Origin of the sequence: Hymenobacter aquaticus, from assembly GCF_004765605.1 — a bacterium.
GTDB classification, from domain to species: Bacteria; Bacteroidota; Bacteroidia; order Cytophagales; family Hymenobacteraceae; genus Hymenobacter; species Hymenobacter aquaticus.
This window is the reverse complement of record NZ_SRLC01000002.1, coordinates 286,426-305,388: the sequence shown is the minus strand read 5'-3', so window position 1 is coordinate 305,388 and position 18,963 is coordinate 286,426. Positions and strand designations below refer to the sequence as shown.

Annotated in this window: 17 protein-coding genes; 10 read left to right on the top strand and 7 right to left on the bottom strand. The window is 64.7% G+C overall.

All coding sequences use genetic code 11. The features are described 5' to 3' along the window. The first annotated feature begins 6 nt into the window (after window positions 1–6). The 5 genes from E5K00_RS14150 (at window position 7) to E5K00_RS14130 (ending at window position 4,896) form a co-directional block, all read left to right on the top strand. Window positions 7–948 (top strand): cation diffusion facilitator family transporter, encoded by a 942-nt coding sequence (locus E5K00_RS14150; RefSeq protein WP_135463977.1) that lies wholly within the window; start codon window positions 7–9, stop codon window positions 946–948. 66 nt (window positions 949–1,014) lie between these two features. Next, entirely contained in the window at window positions 1,015–1,983 is a 969-nt protein-coding gene (locus tag E5K00_RS14145; protein WP_167856896.1) for a cation diffusion facilitator family transporter, read from the top strand. Window positions 1,984–2,375: 392 nt separating this feature from the next. After that, window positions 2,376–3,602 (top strand): glycoside hydrolase family 1 protein, encoded by a 1,227-nt coding sequence (locus E5K00_RS14140; RefSeq protein WP_135463976.1) that lies wholly within the window; start codon window positions 2,376–2,378, stop codon window positions 3,600–3,602. Between the two features lie 14 nt (window positions 3,603–3,616). After that, entirely contained in the window at window positions 3,617–4,339 is a 723-nt protein-coding gene (locus E5K00_RS14135; RefSeq protein ID WP_135463975.1) for a phospholipase D-like domain-containing protein, read from the top strand. A gap of 47 nt (window positions 4,340–4,386) precedes the next feature. Further along, window positions 4,387–4,896 carry a methylated-DNA--[protein]-cysteine S-methyltransferase gene (locus tag E5K00_RS14130; RefSeq protein WP_135463974.1) on the top strand — a complete coding sequence of 170 codons (510 nt, stop codon included), beginning with the start codon at window positions 4,387–4,389 and terminating at the stop codon, window positions 4,894–4,896. Here the strand turns inward: E5K00_RS14130 and E5K00_RS14125 are convergent. Continuing rightward, window positions 4,893–5,780 (bottom strand): alpha/beta hydrolase, encoded by an 888-nt coding sequence (locus E5K00_RS14125; protein WP_135463973.1) that lies wholly within the window; start codon window positions 5,778–5,780, stop codon window positions 4,893–4,895. The two genes, E5K00_RS14130 and E5K00_RS14125, sit on opposite strands and share 4 nt — an antisense overlap. A gap of 213 nt (window positions 5,781–5,993) precedes the next feature. Between E5K00_RS14125 and E5K00_RS14120 the strand changes: the two genes are divergently transcribed. Then, entirely contained in the window at window positions 5,994–6,713 is a 720-nt protein-coding gene (locus E5K00_RS14120; RefSeq protein ID WP_135463972.1) for a tetratricopeptide repeat protein, read from the top strand. Between the two features lie 75 nt (window positions 6,714–6,788). Next, window positions 6,789–7,523 (top strand): hypothetical protein, encoded by a 735-nt coding sequence (locus E5K00_RS14115; RefSeq protein WP_135463971.1) that lies wholly within the window; start codon window positions 6,789–6,791, stop codon window positions 7,521–7,523. A 220-nt stretch (window positions 7,524–7,743) separates the two neighbouring features. Here the strand turns inward: E5K00_RS14115 and E5K00_RS14110 are convergent, their stop codons facing one another. Next, window positions 7,744–10,194, bottom strand: coding sequence for a M4 family metallopeptidase (locus tag E5K00_RS14110; protein WP_135463970.1), 2,451 nt, complete (start codon window positions 10,192–10,194; stop codon window positions 7,744–7,746). Window positions 10,195–10,492: 298 nt separating this feature from the next. Here E5K00_RS14110 and E5K00_RS14105 point away from each other — a divergent pair, with 298 nt between their 5' ends. Continuing rightward, window positions 10,493–11,257: an SDR family oxidoreductase gene (locus tag E5K00_RS14105; protein WP_135463969.1), complete on the top strand. Its 765-nt coding sequence runs from the start codon at window positions 10,493–10,495 to the stop codon at window positions 11,255–11,257. 220 nt (window positions 11,258–11,477) lie between these two features. Here the strand turns inward: E5K00_RS14105 and E5K00_RS14100 are convergent, their stop codons facing one another. The 3 genes from E5K00_RS14100 to E5K00_RS14090 form a co-directional block, all read right to left on the bottom strand. Beyond that, the gene (locus tag E5K00_RS14100; protein ID WP_135463968.1) at window positions 11,478–12,344 is read right to left on the bottom strand and encodes an ATP-grasp domain-containing protein; all 867 of its coding nucleotides are present in this window, start codon (window positions 12,342–12,344) and stop codon (window positions 11,478–11,480) included. Window positions 12,345–12,351: 7 nt separating this feature from the next. Continuing rightward, window positions 12,352–13,668 carry an amidohydrolase gene (locus tag E5K00_RS14095; RefSeq protein ID WP_135463967.1) on the bottom strand — a complete coding sequence of 439 codons (1,317 nt, stop codon included), beginning with the start codon at window positions 13,666–13,668 and terminating at the stop codon, window positions 12,352–12,354. A 63-nt stretch (window positions 13,669–13,731) separates the two neighbouring features. Then, window positions 13,732–15,054: an amidohydrolase gene (locus tag E5K00_RS14090; protein WP_135463966.1), complete on the bottom strand. Its 1,323-nt coding sequence runs from the start codon at window positions 15,052–15,054 to the stop codon at window positions 13,732–13,734. Window positions 15,055–15,170: 116 nt separating this feature from the next. On the opposite strand from E5K00_RS14090, the gene E5K00_RS14085 reads away from it, so the two are divergent. Continuing rightward, window positions 15,171–15,821 (top strand): phosphatase PAP2-related protein, encoded by a 651-nt coding sequence (locus E5K00_RS14085; RefSeq protein ID WP_135463965.1) that lies wholly within the window; start codon window positions 15,171–15,173, stop codon window positions 15,819–15,821. 10 nt (window positions 15,822–15,831) lie between these two features. Here the strand turns inward: E5K00_RS14085 and E5K00_RS14080 are convergent, their stop codons facing one another. Further along, complete coding sequence (locus E5K00_RS14080; protein WP_135463964.1) at window positions 15,832–16,617, bottom strand: SDR family NAD(P)-dependent oxidoreductase; 786 nt, start codon at window positions 16,615–16,617, stop codon at window positions 15,832–15,834. A 249-nt stretch (window positions 16,618–16,866) separates the two neighbouring features. Further along, window positions 16,867–17,682 (bottom strand): phytanoyl-CoA dioxygenase family protein, encoded by an 816-nt coding sequence (locus E5K00_RS14075; RefSeq protein WP_135463963.1) that lies wholly within the window; start codon window positions 17,680–17,682, stop codon window positions 16,867–16,869. Window positions 17,683–17,876: 194 nt separating this feature from the next. Between E5K00_RS14075 and E5K00_RS14070 the strand changes: the two genes are divergently transcribed. After that, a complete protein-coding gene (locus E5K00_RS14070) occupies window positions 17,877–18,677 on the top strand; it encodes a WG repeat-containing protein (RefSeq protein ID WP_135463962.1) in 801 nt (266 codons plus the stop codon). Window positions 18,678–18,963 lie beyond the last annotated feature (286 nt).

The window sequence follows — 18,963 nt, the reverse complement described above, 5'->3', positions numbered from 1 at the left end:
CTGATAATGGCAGGTAGCTCGTCTAAGCTGGTAGTGTACGGGGCCATTGGCGCCAATGTAGCCATTGCTATTTCCAAATTCGTGGCGGCCTTCTTCACCGGCTCATCGGCCATGCTCTCCGAGGGCATCCACTCGTTGGTCGACAGCGGCAACGGCCTGCTGATTTTGTGGGGCCTGCACCGTAGCGAGCGGCCCGCCGACGCCCAGCATCCCTTCGGCCACAGCAAGGAGCTGTATTTCTGGACGGTTATCGTGGCCGTGCTGGTGTTTTCGGTGGGCGGCGGCCTGTCGCTCTACAAAGGTTGGGAGCATATCAAGGAGCCCGCTCCCCTCACCGACCCCACCTGGAACTACTGGGTGCTGGGCCTGGCAATGGTGTTTGAGGGCACTGCCTGCTTTCTGGCCTTCCGCGAGTTTCAGAAAACCCGGGGCAACGTCGGCTTCTGGCAGGCGCTGCGGGCCAGCAAAGACCCGGCGGTATTCGCCATTCTGCTCGAAGACCTGGCCGCCCTGGTGGGCCTGGTCATTGCCCTGGCCGGCGTGTTTTTCGGGCATCTGCTCCACAACCTCTACCTCGACGGGGTGGCATCGATGGCCATTGGCCTGCTGCTGGTTTTCATGGCCATCTTCATGCTGCGCGAAGCCAAGGGCCTGCTGGTGGGCGAAGGCGTGGACGCGCCCACGCTGGCCGGCCTCAGCGCCCTGGCCGCCGCCGACCCGGCCGTGGCCCAGGTGCGCAACCCGCTATCCATGTACCTGGGCCCCACCGACGCCTTCCTGGCCCTGGACGTGGAGTTTCGGCGGGAGCTGAGCGTGGCCCAGGTCGAGCAGGCCGTGGAGCGGCTGCAGAACGCGGTGCGGGCCGCCCACCCCGAGTTCCGGCGCATTTTCATCGAAGCCAAAACCCTGGCCGCCCACCCCGCGCCAACCGCCCCCGACCGGGCGTAGTTCGGCGGGCCCTCCCTACTTTCACCGCCGGCCCATTTGCCGGGCCCGCAGCTACTATCACCTTCCATGGCAGATCCTAACTCGTCCAAAACCGCCCTGTTTGGGGGCATAGCGGCCAACGTCGGCATTGCAGTCAGCAAATTCGTGGCCGCCTACTTCACCGGCTCGTCGGCCATGCTGTCCGAGGGCATTCACTCGTTGGTGGATAGCGGCAACGGCGTGCTGCTGCTCTACGGCATCAGGCAAAGCCAGAAGCCGGCCGACAAGCGCCACCCCTTCGGGCGCAGCAAGGAGCAGTATTTCTGGGGCCTGATCGTGGCCGTGCTCATCTTCGCCATCGGCGGCGGCATGTCATTCTACGAGGGCATCAAGCACATCCTGGACCCCGAGCCCCTCACCGATCCGCTCTGGAACTACATCGTGCTGGGCGTGGCCATCCTGTTCGAGGGCTGGGCCTTCTGGCTGGCGGCCAAAGCCCTGCGCCAGGCCGGCAGCGGCACCGGGCTAAGCTTCTGGGGCCAGCTGCGCACCAGCAAAGACCCGGCGGTATTCGCCTCGGTGCTCGAAAACCTGGCGGCCCTGGTCGGCCTAGTGCTGGCGTTGCTGGGCGTGTACTTCGGCCACGCCCTGAACAACCCCTATTTCGACGGCGGCGCCTCGGTGGCCATCGGGCTGCTGCTGATGCTGGTGGCCGTGTTTCTGGTAAGCCGCACGCGCAGCCTGCTGGTGGGCACCGGCGTCGACGATGCCACCATCGACAGCGTGATGCGCCTGGTGGGCCAGCAGCCTGGCGTAGAGCAGGTGCGCCCCCCGCTGACCATGTACCTGGGCCCCACCGACGTGGTGCTGGCCCTCGACGTGGACTTCCACGACCACCTCTCGGCCGTGGAGGTGGAGCAGGCCGTGGCCGCCATGCAGGATACGCTGCGCACCAAGCATCCCGAGTTCAAGCGCATTTTCGTGGAAGCCAAGAGCCTGACGGAGAAATCACGCGACACGGTACAGCCCACCAACCAGGTCACCCCGCAGATTTAAGCGCCGCAGTAACGCGCCGCGCCAACTGGCGGGCGGGTAGACAACCATCGTAAAATCCGTCTCTTGCATACCTAATAAGTATACAAGGCACGGATTTTTGCTTAGTTGTCTACCCATCTGGTATACACTCTGTATAATTACGAATACTGTATACCAGGACAGGTATACAGTTTACACAGATATTATTGCTGTATACCTGAATACTTGGTGAGCTTTTCGGTTCCGCGCCGGAGCTGGCAAGCGGGCAAGATGAGGCTGGCAGCTGGCCACCCGGCGGGCTACCGGGCCAGGCCAGGCCCAACCTATGCCGCCGTTTTGAGGTACAGTAGGTGGTAGCCGCGCCCGGCTGGGGGTGGCGGCTGCTTTTTTTTGCCAGCTAACCTACCGCGCCCATGACTTCTTCCGCTACGCACGTCAACCCCTTTCGCACCTTCTGGATGGGCGGTTACGAATGCACCGACCAGCTGAACGCCTTTGGCCACCGGGTCGATTTCCTGCACGTGACCGGCCACCTGCACCGCCTCGACGCCGACTACCAGGATTTGCAGCCCTTCAACATCGGCACCGTCCGGGAAGGCATCCGCTGGAGCCAGGTGGAAAAAACGGCCTATCAGTACGACTGGAGCACGGTGCGGGAGATGCTGGCTGCGGGGCAGCGCAACGGCATTCAGCAGATCTGGGATTTGTGCCACTTCGGCTACCCCGACGACCTGACGCCCCTGCACCCGATGTTTGCCCGCCGCTTTGCCCACCTGTGCCGGGCCTTCGTGGAGTTTTACCGCAGTCAGCGCCCCGACGACGTGCTCATCGTGACGCCCATCAACGAGGTGAGCTTTATGAGCTGGCTGGGCGGCGACGTGCGCGGCACCTCGCCCTACTGCGTGGGCCAGGGCTGGGAAGTGAAGCGCGGCCTGATGCGGGCCTACATCGAAGGCGTGGCGGCGTTGCGCGAAGCCGACCCCGGCATCCGCATCCTCACCACCGAGCCCCTGATTCACATCGTGGCGGCGCCCAATGCCCCGCGCGCCCACCGGCAGCGGGTTCGGGAGTTCGACGAAAACCAGTTTCAGGCCGTCGACATGCTGGCCGGCCGCCTTTGCCCCGACCTGGGCGGGCGCGAAGAATACCTCGACCTGCTGGGTTTCAACTATTACTACGACAACCAGTGGCAGCTCGAGCCGCGCCAAACCTTGCCCTGGGCCAACGACTTCAACGACCCGCGCTTCCGGCCCCTGAGCTTCCTGCTGGCCCGGGCCTGGCAGCGCTACCACCGCCCCGTGGTGCTCACCGAAACCAGCCACCCCGGCATCGACCGGCCCGTCTGGATTGACATGATCGGCCGGGAGTGCGCGGCGGCTTTGCGGGCCGGCGTGCCGGTGTTCGGGGCCTGCCTCTACCCCATCATCGACCGGCCCGACTGGGACCACCTCACGCCCTGGCACCGCGCCGGCCTCTGGGACGCGGACACCACGGCCCCCGAGCCCGGCCTGACCCGCGTGCTGGACCGCGCCTACGCCGAGGCCCTGCTGGCAGCCCAGGAAACCGTGGCGGCCGCCATTCCCACGCCCCACCCGGTGGTTACCGAGCCGGAGGCGGCGCTTTCCCTGTCTTTGATCTAGACCTAACCTGACGCATGAGCTCTTCTGTGCCCAACTCCGCTGACACCACCGGCCTGCTGCGCCATTTCGAACAAGCTTTTGCCGATTCCACCCTGTCGGCCGCCGAGGCCCGGGAGCTGCGGGCCAAGCTGGCGGCCCACGGCCAGCAGGGCGCCCAGCTGACCACGCTGCGCCAGCAGCTGTTTGCCATGGCCCGGGAGCGGTTCAACTCCTTCGAAGACAAGGCCGTGGTGGAGTGGCTGGAGGCGGCCAGCGCCCTGCTGCTGCCCCTGGCCCCGCCCCAGCCCGCCCATACCACCGTGCATTTCAGCCCCGGCACCGAGTGCGTGGAAGCCATCCGCACCTTTATTAGCCAAGCCGCGCACCAGCTCGACGTGTGCGTGTTCACCATTTCCGACGACCGGATTACCGATTCGCTGCTGGCCGCGCACCGGCGCGGCGTGGCCATCCGCCTGCTCACCGACGACGACAAGCTGCACGACAAGGGCTCCGACATCGTGCAGCTGCATGCCAGCGGCCTGAGCATCCGGACCGACTGCTCGACCAACCACATGCACCACAAGTTTGCTCTGGCCGACAACCGCCTGGTGCTGACGGGCAGCTACAACTGGACCCGCTCGGCGGCCATGTACAACCTGGAAAACCTGCTCATCACCGACGACGCCACCGCCGTGCAGCGCTACCGCACCGAGTTCGACCGGCTCTGGGCCGACATGGCCGTGTTTCGGGGCGTGTAAGTCAGCGGCCGGCGGGGTATCTTGCGGCTGCCTCTGCCCCCGACCCGATGACCAGCCCGCCCGACTTCGCCTTTTCGTATCTGCCCACCCCCATCGGCCTGCTCGAGCTGCAAGGTTCCGACGCGGGCCTGGCCGCCGTGACGTTTCTGGACGAGCCCGGAGTCCGTTCGGCAACGGCCCTCTCCGACGTGCCCACCTGCCTACGCGAGGCGCACCGGCAGCTGCAAGCCTACTTCGGGCGCGAGCTGCGCGACTTTTCCCTGCGCTACGACGTGTGCGGCGGCACCGCGTTTCAGCAGCGGGTGTGGCAGGTATTGCAGCAGGTAGGCTACGGCCGCACGGCTTCCTACCTCGACCTGGCCCGCCTGCTCGACAACCCCGGCGCGGTGCGGGCCGTGGGCGCGGCCAACGGGCAAAATCCGCTGGCCATCGTCTGGCCCTGCCACCGCATCATTGGGGCCAGCGGGCAGCTCACGGGCTACGCCGGTGGGCTGCCGCGCAAACGCTGGCTGCTGGCCCACGAGCAGCCCGCCGCCCAAACCGAGCTGTTTGGCTAGGCGGCCGGAACTCCCACGAACTTCAGCAGCTCCCGGTATATCACGTTATTTTTCCAGTAGAGCTGCAGCACCATCGGCACGTGTTTTTTGCCCGGCAATACCGCGAACTGTGGCTCCCGGCCCAACTGCTGCAGCTTCTGCCGAAACTTGGCGCTGCTGCTGCTGATGGACGGGTAGGTTTCGCCGCCCACGAAAATGAGAAAGGGCGGCGTCTGGGCCGTCACGAAGTACATCGGCGACACGGCTTTCCAGCCAGCGGGTTCTTTGCCGAAGGGCACCAGGTACTGCTCGTCGCCGCCGTACTGCATCTTGCGCAGATAGTCGTACATGTCCAGGCCGGCGGGGTCGTCGAGGATGGCGCCGCGCACGGGGTTAGCCGCCAGGCCCCGGCGCGCGAACAGCTGGTTGTCGGCGGCCAATAGCGCGGCCAGGCCGCCCCCGGCCGAGTGGCCCATTGTGAACAGGCGCTTCGGGTCGCCGCCGTACTCAGCTATGTGCTGGTAGGTCCAAACCACGGCGCGGGCGCAGTCGTCGGCCATGGCGGGCACCTGCACCTGCGGGGCCAGGCGGTAGTTGATAACCACGGCCACCACGCCCTGCTTAGCCAGGCGCCGCCCGATAAAGGAGTAGATGTTCTTGTTGCCGCTGTCCCAGTTGCCGCCGTGAATGAAGACCACGACCGGGTAAGGCGCGGCGGCTTTTTTGCGCGGGGCATACACGTCGAGGCGGTGGCGCTTGGCGTCGAAGCCGGCTTCGGAAGTGGGCACGTAGGCAATATCAGAAGTGCGGCGGCTGGGGCGGGCCTGGGCGTACTCGTTGGCCACCAGGGCCAGCAGCACAAAAACTAAAACGGCCGGCAAGGCCAGCAAGCGGAAAAACGTCATGCAAAGGGGATAAGGCGAAGCTATAGGCCGGCACCGGAACCCGGCGCCCGCTTATATACTTTATAAGCCCGCCCCCGGATTGCCCAGGGGCGGGCCCGCGCTTTCCCGAACGGGCGGCGGCGGCCCGGGTTGCCGAGGGCCGCGCTATATTTGTCCGGAGCCGCGCAACCCGCCGCGGCCCGTCGTACTCCCGTTTTTATTTCCGCGTTTCCTATGAAAAAGTATCTGGTGCTCCTGGCCTGTGGCGTTCTTCTCGCGGCGGCCCCGGCGCAGGCGCAGCGCAAAACCAAGGTGAAGGTCAAGTCGGACATGGCCGGCACGGCCGCCAACCGCCTGCTGCCGCTGTTCGGGGGCTTGTCGGCGGAGGCGGCCCAGCAGCTCATGGGCCCGGCTTTCCTGGCCAGCATCGATAAGAGCTTTCCGTCCCGGGCCGAGGCCAGCAAGTTCTTTTCCAATAAGGGCTACGAGTACATCAACGAAAACAAGCCCGACACGGCCCTGTACCGCTTCAACCTGGCCTGGCTGCTCGACCAGAAAAACGCCGATGCCTACCGGGGCCTGGGCATCGTGGCCAGCCGCAACGAAACGCCCGACGAGTCCATCAGCCTGCTGACCCAGGGCCTGGTGCTGGCCCCCACCAACTCGCTTTTGCTCAGCGACCTGGGCACCAGCTACCTGATTCGCTACCAGCAAACCAAGAAAAAGAAAGACCTGGAGCAGGCCCAGAAACACCTGGAGCAGGCTTTGGCCGCCGACACCACCAACGCCTTTGCCTGGCAGCAGATGGCCCGCATCCAGTACTACCGCGAAGACTACCTCAAAGCCTGGGAAGCCGTGCACAAAGGCCGGAGCCTGAACGTAGGCAGCCTCGACCTGGACCTGATCAGCGACCTGACGGCCAAAATGCCCGACCCGCAGGGCATGTTCAAATAAAGCCGGGGCCGGGGCCGTTAGCAACGGTACCGCGCCGGTGTTCGTATTCCGGCTGCTCACCAACTGTACCCGGCCGTGAATTTTCGACTGATTTTCCTTGGCAGCCTGCTGCTTTTCTCTTTTCTGGCTGAAACCGCGCAGGCCCAGGGCCCCGAGCGGCGGCGCCGGCATTTTACCAATACGGCCCGTCCCTACCACCGGGGCCCGGTCTATTTCACGCTGGGCGGCGGGGCGGCCTTTTACAACGGCGACCTGGCCGAAAGCCTGGGCGACAACCTGCCCGGCCCCAGCGGCAGCGTGGGCGTGCTCTACATGCTGCGGCCCCGCGTGGTGCTGGGCACCGAGCTTTCCCTGTTTAAGCTGGGCGCCAAAGACCAGATTCCGGAGCGCGGCTACGCCTTTCGGGGCAGCAATGGCTCGTTGGTGGCCTTCATGCGCTACGAGCTGATTCGGGACGAAGCCGAGTTTGCCGATTCCCGGGGCGGCGGGGCCCTCATCAAGCCCTACGTGAAAGTGGGCGGCGGCTTCCTGCTCTACACCCCCGAAGCCTACATGGGCGACGGCCGCCCGGTGCCCACCACCGTGTTCCTGACCTCGGAGCGCAACGACTACCCGGCCACGGCCCTGGTAGCGCCGGTGGGCCTGGGCTTCGTGTTTCGCCTGCTGCCCAACCTGAACGCCACGGCCGAAGGTAGCTACTACTTCACCACCACCGACCACCTCGACGACATCAGCCAGCGCGGCAACGCCACCCGCAACGACGGCTACGGCCTGCTGGAGCTCAAGCTCGAGTACTCGCCCTGGCGGTAAGCCCGGTACCAGAGTCCACTACCCAAAACCGCCGCCGGAGCCGCCTAGAGCTGCTTCGGCGGCGGTTCTTTTTAACTCTTCACAGCCCTTTTCTCCGGCTTTGCGGCAACAGCAAAGCTTGGGCACTCGGCTGCTCAGCACACTGCCTACCGCAACATATCCACAAAAAAAGGCCCGTCGGATGACGGGCCTTTTCTGGTTACCAGAAACCTGGCGTGGGTTATTCCTTCACGAAGCGCTGGCGGTAGGTGGTCTGCCCGTCGCTCACGGTCAGGGTGTACATACCCTTGGCCAGACCCGACACGTTGAGCTGGCCGTTGCCCTCGTAGCGGGCGGCGGTGCTCAGGGCGCCGCGTACGTCCATCACCTGCACCGAAAGTACTTCGGCATTATTGGGCAGGGCAATGTTGAGGCGGTCCGTGGCGGGGTTCGGGTACACGTCGAACCGGTTGGACACGCTGCCGGCCGAGATGCCGCTGACGCCGGCAAAGGCGGTGCCACCCGAGATGGTCACGCTGTAATCTTCGGTTTCGCCGTAGCTGTAGGCGTTGCAGCTCGTGGTAGCCGAGGCGTCGCTCATCACGACGCGCATGCGGGTCTTGCCATTCTTGGCCGTAGTCGGCACGGTGAAGGCAAAGGCGCGGGTGGCCGTCGAAGTGCTGGCCGCCGCGTTTACCACCAGCTCGCCGGCATCGGTAAACAAGCCGTTCTGGTTGTAGTCGATGTACACTTTGAAGTACTCCGAGTAAGCCGTACCGGTGAAGCCAGCGCTAACGCTGACGGTCTGCGAGGTACCACCGGTCAGGGTGGGCGAGGTCAGGGCCGTGCCGTTGTAGTAGCCGGCGTCGGCGCCCGAAGTGCGGGTCAGGGTACCCAGGGCTACGTAGTCGATGTACTCGTAGGCGACGCTGCTGCCCTTCGAGGTGCAGTACGTGGGCGTGGTGGGCGTGCCGCCACCGCCGCCGCCGTAGGCCGCGCCGACGCCCACGGCGTACCAGGCGTTGGTCACGGCCTGCACCTGGGCCGAGCCGGCTCCATACAGGTCGGTAGCGGCCTGGATGGAATAGGTGCGGGCCGAGGCGTAGTTCGACGAAGCCGTCAGGTACACGCTTTCGGTGCGGTAGGCAATTTTAGCGGCAGCGTCCATGCCGATACCGGTTACGCTGAAGGCGCTGCCGATGTCGTTGGTGCCGCTGCCACCAGCTACTACGCGGTAAAACCAGTGGTTTAGCACGCCCGAGTTGGTGTGTACTCCGCCGTAGTCGTTGGAAGAGGTAGGCGAGGTGGTCGTAGCTCTCCAGTAAGTGCCCTTGTAGGTGTCGGGCTGGCCTTCGGCGTTGGGGTTGCTCATCGAGCGCAGGCCGGGGCGCTGCTTGTCGATGTCTTCGCCAATGAGCCAGGTCGACTTGGTCAGGCCGTATTTGGCGGCGGTGTACTCTTCGATGGCGGCACCCCAGATGTCGGAGAAGCCTTCGTTCATGGCGCCCGACTCGTTCTGGTAGGTCAGGTTAGCCGTCTTTTCGCACACGGCGTGGCCGATTTCGTGGCCGCACACGTCGAGGGCCGTCAGGGGGCGGAAGCGCGAGGCCCCGTCGCCGTAGGTCATCACCGAGCCGTTCCAGTACGCGTTTTCGTAGCCCACCCCGTCGCCGGGAGTATCGTCGAAGTGCACGTAGCTCTTGATTTTGGCGTTGGCGTTGTCGTAGGAGCTGCGGCCGTGTACCAGCTTCCAGTAGTCGAAGGTGGCCTGGGCGCCAAAGTGGGCGTCGCCGGCTACGTTGTCGAAGTTGGCGTTGTTGTACTCGGTCCAACTGTTGTCGGCGTCGGTGAAGTCGACGGCGGAGGTGTAGCTGTTGCCTTTGCGGCAGTTGTAGGTTTCAATGCCCAGGCCGCGGGTGTATTCGCGCAGACGGTACTGGCCGGCTACCACCGTTTCGTTGGCCAACGAGCGGGTGCCGCTGTAGGCCGTGGCGAAGGTGGCGGTAGCGGCCGCATGCTTGATAATGGCATCCTGCAGCACCACGGCCCCGCTCACGGCATCGACGTAGATGAAGGCGCGGCTCAGGGGCTGCTGGGCGTAGACGTTGAACTTCCAAGCCAGCGTGGGCTTGCCCGACTCCTGGCTGTTCACGATGACCAGCTCGCCCTGGGGCTTGTAGGTGGCGGCGGGGTTGTTTTCCTGCTCTTTCAGGCCGGCTTCCTCGCGGGCATCCTGCCACATGTATTTCGTGGCGCCCACAAACTGCAGGGCCGCGCGCAGCGCCGTCAGGGCGCTCAGGGCGGGCGTCACGTTCAGGTCACTGATGCGCTCGAAGCTGCCCGACATGCTTTGCACGGCGCCGTTCTTGGCGTGCAGCGTGTAGGAGGCGTGCTCTACTTTAACGCCTTTGTAGTACTGCTCGTACCGCTCGTGGGCATAACCCAGCGGGTCGGTTTCCGTTTTGGTACGCAGCATCTGGTCGTTGGTGCTCAGCTGGAGCTGGTCGGCCAGGGCCTTGCGGGCCTCGTTGAGCGTGTAGGCCGGCGCGTCGGCGCGGAAGGCAATCAGCTCGGGCGTGCCTTTCTCGGAAAGGACTTTGTTTTGAACGCGGGAGTAATCCTGGGCGTAGGCAGAGGACGTAGCCAGACCGCCGAGCAGCAGCAAGGCTGCAGCCGAGTAAGTTTTTGTCATGTACTGTGTGGTTTGGAAGTGGTAGAAAAAAGGACGGAACTCAGATCATTGCACCAGCAACAAAGCGGATGACGATTTACTAAGTCAGGGCGCATTCTACTGCCAATATCATCAAATAATTTGTAATAATTTACAATTGCTTCAATAATATCCTAAAACAACAGTATTGCATCAACATATAGATTTTCATTTGCTTAACCGTTTTACTTGCTGCCTATCTGATTAGGCAACCGGCTTACGAATGCCAAAATCTTATACTCTCCCGCCTGTTTTCACCCTCATTTTCTTTTTCTGACGTATGACGAACCGCTGGAATCTGGCTGGCCGCACGGCCCTGGTAACGGGCGCCTCCAAGGGCATTGGCGCGGCTGTGGCCGAGGAGCTGCTGCGCCTGGGCGCTACCGTAGTTGCCGTAGCCCGCCACGCCCCCGACCTGGAAGCCAAAGTAGCCGAGTGGCGCGCCCAGGGCCTGGACGCCCACGCCCTGACGGCCGACGTGAGCCGGGCCGACGACCGCCAAAACCTGCTGCACGCCTTCAGCCGGCAGTGGCCCCACCTCGATATTCTGGTCAACAACGTGGGCACCAACATCCGCAAATCGACGGCCGTGTACAGCGCCGAAGACTACCGCCACGTGATGGAAACCAACCTGGAATCGGTGTTTGGCATGTGCCAGGGGGCCTACGAGCTGCTGAAGCGGGCCCAGGGCTGCATCGTCAACGTGTCGTCGGTGGCGGGCCTTACCCACCTGCGCACCGGCTCGGTGTACGGCATGACCAAGGCCGCCATCATCCAGCTGACCCGCAACCTGGCCGTGGAATGGGCCCCCGACCACATTCGGGTGAACTGCATTGCGCCCTGGTACATTCGCACGCCGCTGGCCGCCGGGGTGCTCAGCAACGAGCAGTACCTACAGCAGGTGCTGGACCGCACACCCCTGCAACGCGTCGGCGAGCCGGACGAAGTGAGCAGCGCCGTGGCTTTCCTGTGCTTGCCCGCCGCCAGCTACATCACCGGCCAAACCCTGAGCGTGGACGGCGGCTTCAGCGTGAATGGCTTCTAACCCAAGAAGTTTAGACAGATGTTGAGGACGGCTTTCTTTCCCCCGTTCATTGCGAGGCCGAAGGCCGAAGCAATTCTTCCTCTAAAATGTGCCGAGTGTCCTGAAGTGCAAAGCCCTTTCCTGCGCATGCGGGAAAGGGCTTTCTGATAAAAGGTCACTTCGTACTGCGCAGAGGACGGATTGCTTCGGCCTCGCAATTACACCAGACTCAAGAGCTACGCTACTGGTGCAAAGCGGCTTCGTAGCGGGCAAAGGCACCCTCGCTGGAATCCAGGTAGAGGAAGGGCTCGATGAGCTCCAGCTCCATGAGCAGGAACTCGCCGCCGGCATCTACGCCATCGACGCGGGCATAGAGGCAGCCCTGGGCAAACTGCGCGACGATCTGGTCGGCCGCCTGGCGCAGGTGGGCCGGGGCCTCGCGGGGCTCGATGCCGCCGCCCAGGTAGTGCTGCACCCGGAAGTCGCCCGACTTGGGGGTTTTCAGCACGCAGTGGCTGTACTTACCGCCCAGGTAGATGAGCGACCATTCGCCCTCGGTCTGGATTTCGGGCTGGAAGGGCTGCACCAGAAAGTCTTCGTGCTGCACCAGCTCAGTAAGCTCGGGCAGACGCTCGGCGGTTTCGGGGCGGGTCAGGGTGAAGGTGTTTTTGGCCCCGCCGCTCACGGCCGGCTTCACCACCAGCTGGTCGCTGTGCAAAATGTCGAACAGCTCGTCGATAACCACGGTGCTGCCCTTGGGCAGCCAGTGCGTGGGCACGATCTTCACGCCGACCTGCTCCAGGTCGCGCAGGTACTTCTTGTCGGCATTCCAGCGGATAATGGCCGAGGGATTCAGCAACTCGATGCCGGTAGCGTCCATCCGGTCGAGCCAGGCGTAGAAGTCGTCGACCCGGTCGAAGTAGTCCCACGGCGACTTCACGACCACCTTATCGTAGCCGGCCCAGTCGACGGCCGGGTTGGTCCAGACGCGGGGCGCTACCTGATGGCCCTGCTGGCGCAGGTAGCGCGTGAGCAGGGTATCTTCATCTTCGACGGTGGGCGCGGCGTACTGGGCGAGGCTTTCGCAGGTAACCAGGGCAATGTTCATCTACAGCTTACTTTTTCAGGGTTAAATAGTCGGCGGCCAGGGTGGCCAGGGTCGTTACGCCCAGCTTCAGGCCGCTTTCGTCGATGCGGAAGCCGGCCGTGTGGTGCGGGGCGGTGGTGGCGGGGTTGGTGCCCTTGGTCATGCCGCCGACGAAGACGAACAGGCCGGGCGCTTTTTCCTGGTAGAAGGCAAAATCCTCGGCCCCGGTCACGGCCTTTTGCTGCACCACTTTATCGGCGCTGCCGGTGGCCGTGCGCAACGAGGGCAGCATCCGCTCGGTCAGCTTCAGGTCGTTGAAGGTCACGGGCGTGTAGTTGGTGATGTCGACTTCGGCCGTGGCGCTGGCGCTTTCGGCAATGTTGGTGGCCGTGCGCCGGATGTCCTCCCAGATCTTGCGCTGCATGTCCTTGTTGAGCGTCCGGATGGTGCCGGTCAGCTCGACCTGCTCGGGAATGATGTTGTTGCGCACCCCGCCGTGAATCATGCCCACGGTAATGACGGCGGCATCCTCGGTGAGCAGGGTCTGGCGGCTGATGATGGTTTGCAGGCCCATCACAATCTGGGACGCCACCACCACCGGGTCCACGCTCAGCCAGGGGTAGGCTCCGTGGGCCGACTTGCCCTTCACCTTGATGGTAAATACGTCGGAGGCCGCCATTTCGCCCCCGGCCCGGTACTTGAGCGTGCCCACTTCGGTCTGGGCGTTGATGTGCACCCCAAACACAGCATCCACCTTGGGGTTTTCCATCACGCCTTCCTTCACCATCAGCTTGGCGCCGCCTTCCACGCCGGGCAACGAGCCTTCCTCGGCGGGCTGAAAAATAAACTTGATGGTGCCGGGCAAATCTTTCTTCACCTGGCTCAGCACCTCGGCCGCGCCCATCAGCATGGCCACGTGGGTGTCGTGGCCGCAGGCGTGCATCACGCCTACTTCCTGCCCGTTGTAGGTGGTGCGGGCCTTGCTGGCGAAAGGCAGCTCGTTCTTTTCCGTCACGGGCAGGCCATCCATATCAGCGCGCAGGGCCACCACGGGGCCGGGCTTACCCCCGCGCAGAATGCCCACCACGCCGGTGCGGGCCACGCCGGTCTGCACTTCCAGGCCCAGGCTTTTGAGGTGGGCGGCCACGATGCCGGCCGTGCGCGTTTCCTCGTTGCCCAGCTCGGGGTGCGCGTGCAGGTCGCGCCGCCAGGCTATGACCTTGGCTTCTTCGGCCGCGGCCAGCTGGGCAATACGGGCGTCGAGGGCGGCGTTCTGGGCCGTGGCGGCAGGCGGCAGCAGGGCGCTGAGCAACAGGGCGGGCAGGGCGTAATGGGTTAGTTTCATCGGCGGAAAGGTCAGGGAGAATCGGGGGATAGAAACGAAAGGGCGCGGAAAGTTGCCAACCCGCTACTTTTTCAGGCTCAGATAGTCGGCGGCCAGGGTCGCCAGGGTTTTGACGCCCAGCGTGAAGCCGCTTTCGTCGAGGGTGAAGCCGGCCGTGTGGTGGTCGGCGGTGGTGGCCACGTCGCCGCCCTTGCGCATGCCGCCCACGAAGACGAACACGCCGGGCACCTTTTCCTGGTAGAGGGAAAAGTCCTCGGCCCAGGTATTCACTTTCACTTCCTGCACGTGGGCGGCCCCGCCCGCCACGGCTTGCAGCGTGGGCAGCATCTTGGCCGTCAGGGGCAGGTCGTTAAAGGTCACGGGCACGTAGGGCACGATGTCGACTTCGGCCGTGGCCCCGGCGCTTTCGGCAATGCCGGTGGCCGTGCGCCGGATAGCGGCCCAGATTTGCTCCTGGGCCTTTTTGTTGAAGGCCCGGATGGTGCCGCTCAGCTCCACGTCGGCCGGAATAACGTTGTAGCGCACCCCGCCCTTGAGCGTGCCCACCGTCACGACGGCCGCGTCGTCGGTCAGGTTCACCTGCCGGCTGACGATGGTTTGCAGCCCCACGATAATCTGGGCGGCCGTCACCACCGGGTCGACGCTGCTCCAAGGCCGGGCCCCGTGCGCGCCTTTGCCGATGACTTTAATGGTGAATCGGTCGGAGGAAGCCATTTCCCCGCCGGGCCGAAACGAGAGGTTGCCCACTTCGGTCTGGGCGTTGATGTGCAGGCCGAAGATGGCGTCAACTTTGGGATTATCGAGCACGCCTTCCTTCACCATGAGCTTGGCCCCGCCTTCCACGCCGGGCAGGGAGCCTTCCTCGGCGGGCTGGAAAATGAACTTGATGGTACCGGGCAAGTCCTTTTTCACCTGGCTGAGCACCTCGGCCGCGCCCATCAGCATGGCCACGTGCGCGTCGTGGCCGCAGGCGTGCATCACGCCCACCGGCTGGCCCAGGTAAGTGGCTTTCACCGTCGAGGCGAAGGGCACCCCGGAAGCTTCCGTGACGGGCAGCGCGTCCATGTCGGCGCGCAGGGCCACCACGGGTCCAGGCTTGCCCCCGCGCAAAATGCCTACTACGCCGGTGCGGGCCACGCCGGTCTGCACTTCCAGACCCAGGCTTTTGAGGTGGGCCGCCACGATGCCCGCTGTGCGCGTTTCCTCGTTGCCCAGCTCGGGGTGCGCGTGCAAGTCGCGCCGCCAGGCAATGACTTTGGCTTCTTCGGCCGCGGCCAGCTGGGCAATACGGGCGTCGAGGGCGGCATTCTGGGCCGTGGCGGCGGGAGCCGCGGCTAGCGTGCCCACCACGCCGAGGGCGGCCACAAACAGGTAAGATTGTTTCATCCGAAAAAAAGCAGGCCGATGATAAGCGGGCAAGGTACAATGCCGGAGCCAGAGCCACCACCTATAAACTGCCCGGCAGGCCCTACTTTTATAGGTACCAAGGCCCGCTTTCCTCCATGACTTCCTCCGCCGTTCCTTCTTCGCCCGCTTCTCCCTCCTCCTGGCCCCAGCTGTGGCGGCAGCCCGCCTTCCGGTGGCGCCTGCTCGGCATTCTGGCGGCGCTGCTGGCGTTGGGGGCCAGCATTCCGCGCTTTTTCGCCTTCATTCAGGCCCGGCCCGGCGTGCGGCTCCCCGACCCGCTGCTGGCCGTGCTGCCCGCCCACGATGTGTCGTGGCTGACGTTCGGGGTGATTTACGTGAGCGTGGCCGTGGCCGTGGTGTATCTACTGCCCCGGCCGCTGCGGCTGCTGCGAGCTCTGTGGGCCTACGGGCTGCTGCACCTGCTGCGCCTGCTCACGCTCTGGCTCTTGCCCCTGGAGCCGCCCACCGGCCTGGTGCTGCTCCACGACCCGCTAGTCGACCAGCTGTTCTACGCCTCGGCCACGCCCATTACCAAAGACCTGTTCTTCTCGGGGCACACGGCCACGGTGGTGCTGCTGGCCCTGGCCGTGGGCCCGCGCCTGCTGCGCCGGGGCCTGCTGCTAGCGGCGGCCCTCATTGGCCTGCTGGTGCTGGTGCAGCACGCCCACTACAGCTACGACGTGGCGGCCGCGCCCCTGTTTGCCGGGCTGAGCTTCTGGCTGGCGGGGCGCATCGTGCGCCGCTGAGGGCCTGGGGCTACTTCAGGTGCTTCTCGTAGATGTTGGCCGCTATTTTCTCGGTTATCGACTTGGGCACGAAGCCCGTGAGCGTGGCCGACACCTTGTTCAGGGCACCGGGAATCACCTCGGCCTGGCCGCTGAGCAGGGCCACGACGCCGGCGTGGGCCACCTGCTCGGGCGTCATCGAGAGCTTGGCGGCTACTTCCTGCAGGCCGGCACTCATGCCGGCGCGGTCGGCGAAGTCGGTGGTGGTGGCCCCGGGGCTCAGGCAGGTGACCGACACCGACGAGTCGCGCAGCTCGTAGCGCAGGCCGCGCGAGAAGGTGAGCAGGAAGGCCTTGCTGGCCGCGTAGAGCGTGAGCGTGGGCACGGCCTGGTAGGCGGCGGTGCTGGCCACGTTCAGAATGTAGGCTTTGGGCTGCTGCCGGAGCAGGGGCAGCAGCTGGTGGGTCAGCTCTACGGGCAGCAGCATGTTCAGCTGGAGCATGTTCTGCTGGGCGGCCAGGGGCAAATCCGCAAACCGGCCCCACAGGCCATAGCCCGCGTTATTCACCAGCACGGCCAGCTCGGCGGTTTGGGCCCGGGCCCAGTCGGCGAGGCGGGTGGCAGCTCCCACTTCGGCCAGGTCGAGGGGCAGGAAGTGAATTTGCACCCCGTGGCGCGGACCCAGCTCGGCGGCCAGCTGCGCCAGCTGATCGGCGCTGCGGGCCGTGAGCAGCAGGTTGTAGCCGCGCCGCGCCAGCTCGGTGGCCAGCGCCCGGCCTATTCCGCGGGAAGCCCCCGTAATAAGAGCGTAAGACATGATAAGGTGCTAATGTGTGGAATGTGGGGAATGTGGGGAATGTGCTGATGTGCTGATGGGGGGAATGTGCTGTGCTGTTCGGGCGCGGCGGGGCCGAGTGGCCCGGTAGGCCCCTTACGTGCTGCAACGGGAAAAGGCTTGGAGGGAAAAGGGCGGGACTACCCGCGCGGAGGACGGATTGCTTCGCAAGCTCGCAATGACACACCTTACCCATTCACTCATTCACTCATTCACTACTTCACTCATTCACTACTTCACCAGATGCAGGAAGCGCAGGTAGAAGGGCGTGGGGCTGTCGGGCTGCTTGGGGGCGTACTTGCCGGCAATGACGGGCACGTACATCACGCGGCGGCGCGAGGCTTCGCCCACCAGCGGGGAGCGGGCCACGCGGTGCCACATGCGGCCGTCGTGCACGGTCAGGTCGCCGGCTTCGGTTTCCACGGCCAGCTCCTGCGGGTCGGGAGTGTTGTCCTTGAAGTACTTCTTGCGGAAAATCATTTCGCGCAGCGACTGGTGGTGGGTGCCGGGCAAGATGCGCAGGCCGCCGTTGGTGGCCGGGGTGTCGTCCAGGTGCAGGCCCACGTTCAGCATGGGCCCGATGCGCTTGCCGTAGAACACGTCGCGCAGCGAGTCGGTGTGCCAGCCCATCTGGCTGAACTCCGAGCCGGGCACGTTCACGTAGTGGTTGATAACCAGGCCGTCCTTCTCGTTTTCGCCCACCCGGCCGCCGGGCACTTCCAGCAGCGGGAACAGGGCCGCGAACCGCGGGTCCTGGAGCAGCTCGTGCAGCACGGGGCTATACTGCGAGGCAAAGGCGAAGCGCTGCACGATGCGGGAGCCATCCACGTCGTGACCGTATTTGATGGGCACCCCGTTGACCTTTTCGCGGCCCTCGGCCAGCCACTGCTGCTGAATGGTGGCGGTGGCCCGCAGGATGTCCTGCACCTGCCCGGGGCTGGCAAAGCCGCGAAAGTGCAGGAAGCCGTACTGCTGAAAGAAGCTGCGCTGCTCGGGCGTAAGCTGGGCTTCCAGCGTGAAGCGCGGGTAGGGTGTGGTTGGGTTCATAGCGCTGGGGTCGTAGATAATCGGGGGCAGTAACGGGCTAAAGATACAACGCCGGAACCCGCTCCGCACCACCGTGGGCCGGCAAATAGGCCGGTTGGCCCGCTGGCCGGGCGGCCCCAAGGTCGGCGGCGGCCGTGAACCCCGCGTGAAGACTCGGGTTTCGGGTTTCGGGCCAAGGCCGTATCTTAGGGGCAATGCCTGGCTTCTTCTTCCCCGCTTCCGTCCTCAAACCGGCGTCTGTGCTGCTGCTCGGGCTGCTGCTGGCCGCCCCGCTGGGGGCCCAGCAGGCCCCGGCCCGCCTGATTCCGTGCCGCAAGGGCACCAAGTGGGGCTACGCCGACCAGAGCCGGCGCGTGGTGCTGCCCCTGCTCTACGACGAGGCCGGCCCCTTCGTGCAGGAAGTGGCCTGGGTGCGCATCGGCAGCCTCTACGGCTACATCGACGGGGGCGGCAACCCCGTTACGCCCGTGCACTTCACCCGGGCCGGCTCCTTCGTGCAGGGCCGGGCCACGGTGGAGCTGGGCGGCGAAACCTTCCAGATTACGACCAGCGGGCAGCGCATCACGCAGGAGCCCGAGCCCGCGCCCGAAACCGAGTTTCTCACCCAGGGCGACATGGTGCGGCAAAACGGCAAGGTCGGCTTCCGCTTCACGGTGGGCCAGGCCGTGGTGCCGGCCCTCTACGACGAGATTCAGGAAAACTACAACGGCCTGCTCTTCGTGCGCCAGGGCACCAAGTGGGGCGTCATCAATAGCAAGGGCACGCTCACGCTGCCCCTCGAGTACGACGCCATCCGGGCCGTGGAGGCCAACAACTTCGCCTACGCCATCGTGGAGCAGCAGGGCCGCTTCGGTTACCTGGCCGAGGATGGCCGCCTGCTGGTGCCCATCAAATACAGCGCCGCCGAGCCCTTCGTGGCCAGCGTGGCCCGCGTAACGACCCCCGACGGCCGCACCGGCTACATCGACGTGCGCGGCCGGGAGTTTTTCGACTAAGCGCCGCTTGCCGGCCGCCCGCCCGAGCCCCCGGCCGGCCCTTGTGCGTACTACTTACTATACACGAAGCCCTGTTTTATGCACACGCTTTCGTGCATACTATACGCGAAGCTGTTGTTTATAGACACGCCGTATTGAGTACTTTACGCCAAGGCGTACAGTATGCACACGCACAAAAGCTTACTGCACATTATCCTCTTGTTTATAGACACGCTTACGAGGTTATGATACACCAAGGCGTAAGGAGCGACCTGGGCAGGCGGCGGGAGCCGTACCGGGGCGGGCG

Bases quoted from the DNA above. Each gene is read 5' to 3' on its own strand.
- E5K00_RS14080 (WP_135463964.1), bottom strand. From the start codon at position 16,617: ATGTCTTACGCTCTTATTACGGGGGCTTCCCGCGGAATAGGCCGGGCG.
- E5K00_RS14140 (WP_135463976.1), top strand. From the start codon at position 2,376: ATGACTTCTTCCGCTACGCACGTCAACCCCTTTCGCACCTTCTGGATG.
- E5K00_RS14085 (WP_135463965.1), top strand. From the start codon at position 15,171: ATGACTTCCTCCGCCGTTCCTTCTTCGCCCGCTTCTCCCTCCTCCTGG.
- E5K00_RS14145 (WP_167856896.1), top strand. From the start codon at position 1,015: ATGGCAGATCCTAACTCGTCCAAAACCGCCCTGTTTGGGGGCATAGCG.
- E5K00_RS14125 (WP_135463973.1), bottom strand. From the start codon at position 5,780: ATGACGTTTTTCCGCTTGCTGGCCTTGCCGGCCGTTTTAGTTTTTGTG.
- E5K00_RS14135 (WP_135463975.1), top strand. From the start codon at position 3,617: ATGAGCTCTTCTGTGCCCAACTCCGCTGACACCACCGGCCTGCTGCGC.
- E5K00_RS14150 (WP_135463977.1), top strand. From the start codon at position 7: ATGGCAGGTAGCTCGTCTAAGCTGGTAGTGTACGGGGCCATTGGCGCC.
- E5K00_RS14075 (WP_135463963.1), bottom strand. From the start codon at position 17,682: ATGAACCCAACCACACCCTACCCGCGCTTCACGCTGGAAGCCCAGCTT.
- E5K00_RS14105 (WP_135463969.1), top strand. From the start codon at position 10,493: ATGACGAACCGCTGGAATCTGGCTGGCCGCACGGCCCTGGTAACGGGC.
- E5K00_RS14070 (WP_135463962.1), top strand. From the start codon at position 17,877: ATGCCTGGCTTCTTCTTCCCCGCTTCCGTCCTCAAACCGGCGTCTGTG.
- E5K00_RS14130 (WP_135463974.1), top strand. From the start codon at position 4,387: ATGACCAGCCCGCCCGACTTCGCCTTTTCGTATCTGCCCACCCCCATC.
- E5K00_RS14100 (WP_135463968.1), bottom strand. From the start codon at position 12,344: ATGAACATTGCCCTGGTTACCTGCGAAAGCCTCGCCCAGTACGCCGCG.
- E5K00_RS14095 (WP_135463967.1), bottom strand. From the start codon at position 13,668: ATGAAACTAACCCATTACGCCCTGCCCGCCCTGTTGCTCAGCGCCCTG.
- E5K00_RS14110 (WP_135463970.1), bottom strand. From the start codon at position 10,194: ATGACAAAAACTTACTCGGCTGCAGCCTTGCTGCTGCTCGGCGGTCTG.
- E5K00_RS14120 (WP_135463972.1), top strand. From the start codon at position 5,994: ATGAAAAAGTATCTGGTGCTCCTGGCCTGTGGCGTTCTTCTCGCGGCG.
- E5K00_RS14090 (WP_135463966.1), bottom strand. From the start codon at position 15,054: ATGAAACAATCTTACCTGTTTGTGGCCGCCCTCGGCGTGGTGGGCACG.